Consider the following 2,358-nt stretch of genomic DNA (forward strand, 5'->3'; position numbering starts at 1 on the left):
AATACGCGAAACGGGGTTGTTCTATCTTTAAATTTAATTACGCAACAAAGCCTCTATCCGAAGCTCTTTAATGAAAAGTCTGTTCAAAAATTATCCCAAATATTAGCAGACGGTTTTTTGATTGAAGGTAAAGTTAATAATAGCTACTTAAATCCAGATGAAATTCAAAAAATAATTGGTAATTTATAGTTCGTATCAAAAGAGAATAAATATAACAAACGATTCGACTATGGAAATTTTGGCTCGAATTAGCCTTAATGTTTAAGGCGGGGCTATGTGCATAATGGAACCTTGGATTTGGTGGTGTAAAGGAGAATAAATGAATTTAGATGAAATTGATTGGATGTTTATTGTAGCTGTTATATTCGGTGCCATTGCTTCTGTCTTAAAAGAACTGGAATCGGTCATTGGAGAAGGCGCATTAAATTATGTGGTCATTTTCCTAAAGATTATCGCAGCTGTTTTGAGTATTTCTTTCGCTGTATTAAAGTTTCTAAAACTTAAGCCATATATAATATTACTAGGTTCCGATGATTTTGAAGAAAGAAAACAAGATGGTCATAAATATTATCGTTTTGAGATAAAAAATAGCGAACATAAAAAAGGTCAATCACCTTCTATTTCCGCTAGCCTTCTCAATAATGATGGAAGTGAATGTAGTATATTGATGACTCCGAGGACTGATTCTGATGGAAACATATCAGTGACTCATGCAGGGGTAACACTAATAGATAAAAAGCTTAAGATAGTTGTCAAAAATTAGGTCACATAACAAGCGCCTGAACATGACCTACGTACTGTTCAGGCGCCTCTGTTTTAGGCACTTTCTTCTTGTTTCTCAGTTTGTTTCTTCTGGTTTTTTCTTATCGCGTCGAGTATTGCTTTCATGCGCTCTGGGGTCGCTTTGGGCGCGTTTGGTGCCGGCGCTGTGCGATTTGTAGAGCGGGGAAGTTGTGCTGCCATGTTGTCGCCCTCCATTAAGGCCCATTCGGCGATGAACTCGTGATATTCTTCAATTTTAGCCCCGATGTATTCTCGGTAACTGGTGTCAGTATAACACAAGTTGTCGTAGCGCTGAGGCCACACCTTCTTGTGGATCCCGTTGCCGGATTGCTCGTCGACGTGGAACGCCATCGTCATCGCTGTATCTATTCTTGTTAACAGGCAAGATAATCTGTCGAGATCTTGATAAAACGTGGCCGCATGGAAGCCCCCAGAGCCAGTAAACACCAGCTCTCCGGTGGTCGCGTTGTTGCCGATGGGCATGTCTATCAGCGCACCGGTGTTTTCCGTTACCGCAATCAAGCCAATCTCATCGCGTTCGTCGAGCGCTTGGGCTAATTGAATGTATTCCTCGTCAGAAATGAGGGCCAGAAGCACGGCTTGCGCGAGGATAATAGGGTGCTCATCACCCGAAAAAAAGATCACTTGCTCGAGACACACGATATGTTTGCGCGTCTCACAGTCGACTTCCAAACCGCTGACTTGGCTAGTCCACATGGCGTCACCCGCGATGAAAATGTTCGGGCTGGCTATTATCGTTGTCATGACGTTTTACGTTCCTAGATTAAAGAAGCTTATCTCGAGGGTTGTTGCTCTGAATTGCACCATTATTTGAATTTGGCCGGGATCCAGGGCTTAGGCGGCATGCAACGACCGCCACGAAATGGCAAGGGATGCTCTTTAGCCGGATAGTATTTCGGGGACTCAATTTTGCCGTGGCGCTCAACCAGTTGCCGGTGCTCGTCACGCCAGTACGCAAAACTGAGCAATTCCTTGGGATTGAATTCCCGATCTTCGGGGGTAATGAGGATCGCACGGTCAACGTTGATTCGAAATCCGTTCCAGCGATGATCCAACGGTAAGTAGCCACGGGCGTGAATGTTCATCAATTTTTCGGCCAGTGGATTGACCGGGACCGCGCCAGACAGCCAACGCTTGATCGTGATCGGTTGAACGTAAAAATACGCGGCGGCTTCATGAATGTCGTCGAAGTAGCGATTCAATAGATCGGCAAAACGGGGAGTGAGCATGTGATCTCCTTCAAGTTATCAAACATCCGTCGAATTCTTTTTTCGATGACAAAACACGATGTCCATCGGTGAATTCGATGAAACTTGTCGTCAAACCGGAAAAAAGAACAGTGACGAAAACTAGGTATAACGCAAAATTGAAGGACGAAAACTAATTAATGATCGTATTTATGTGGAAACATTTTGAATTTCAAGCGTCTATAGCACGCGTGTACGCAAAATCTGCAATTGCTAAGGTACTGAATACTCTCAGATTTTACGCACAGCCTTTGTCAATCCCATTTTAAAATGTCCTCTTTTCTCCCAAATAGAAATGTCACCTTTG

At 43.3% G+C, this 2,358-nt stretch carries 3 protein-coding genes and 1 pseudogene; 2 read left to right on the top strand and 2 right to left on the bottom strand.

The annotated features are described in order from the left end of the window. Both AB6D07_RS22825 and AB6D07_RS22830 read left to right on the top strand, forming a co-directional pair. Positions 1-189, top strand: a pseudogene (locus tag AB6D07_RS22825) (hypothetical protein); the annotation flags it as partial. Positions 190-319: 130 nt separating this feature from the next. Then, complete coding sequence (locus AB6D07_RS22830) at positions 320-763, top strand: hypothetical protein (protein ID WP_017102131.1); 444 nt, start codon at positions 320-322, stop codon at positions 761-763. Between the two features lie 53 nt (positions 764-816). Here the strand turns inward: AB6D07_RS22830 and AB6D07_RS22835 are convergent, their stop codons facing one another. Both AB6D07_RS22835 and AB6D07_RS22840 read right to left on the bottom strand, forming a co-directional pair. Beyond that, a complete protein-coding gene (locus tag AB6D07_RS22835; protein WP_017102028.1) occupies positions 817-1,548 on the bottom strand; it encodes a hypothetical protein in 732 nt (243 codons plus the stop codon). Positions 1,549-1,610: 62 nt separating this feature from the next. Continuing rightward, positions 1,611-2,033, bottom strand: a complete 423-nt coding sequence (locus AB6D07_RS22840) for a phage protein (RefSeq protein ID WP_017102132.1) — start codon at positions 2,031-2,033, stop codon at positions 1,611-1,613. Positions 2,034-2,358 lie beyond the last annotated feature (325 nt).

Source organism: Vibrio sp. 10N.239.312.C11, from assembly GCF_041466065.1.
GTDB classification, from domain to species: domain Bacteria; phylum Pseudomonadota; class Gammaproteobacteria; order Enterobacterales; family Vibrionaceae; genus Vibrio; species Vibrio tasmaniensis_A.